Source organism: Rhodococcus sp. F64268 (assembly GCF_023015605.1).
Lineage (GTDB): Bacteria > Actinomycetota > Actinomycetes > Mycobacteriales > Mycobacteriaceae > Rhodococcus.
The window spans coordinates 1-261 of the sequence record NZ_JALKAI010000063.1 but is presented as its reverse complement, the minus strand read 5'-3'; the positions used below and the strand labels follow the sequence as shown (position 1 = coordinate 261).

The 261-nt window shown below is 66.7% G+C and carries 1 protein-coding gene; it reads left to right on the top strand.

Annotated features, from left to right (window positions below):
* Positions 1-261: CoA-transferase (locus MWU77_RS24570; protein ID WP_281499608.1), on the top strand; the 261-nt coding region annotated here is incomplete at both ends.

Genomic DNA, 261 nt, shown 5'->3' with positions numbered 1-261 from the left:
AGAAGCTCCGCGCCGGTGGCGCCGGGATTCCGGCGTTCTTCACCCCCGCGGGTGTGGGTACCCCGATCTCCGAGGGCGGGTTGCCGTGGCGGTACGCCGCCGATGGTTCGGTGGAGATCGCGTCGCCGGCGAAGGAGATCCGCGAGTTCCGCGGCAAGCGGTATGTGCTCGAGGAGTCGATCAACGCCGACTATTCGCTGGTGCACGCGCTGCGCGGTGATACCGAGGGCAATCTGGTGTTCAACAAGGCCGCGATGAACT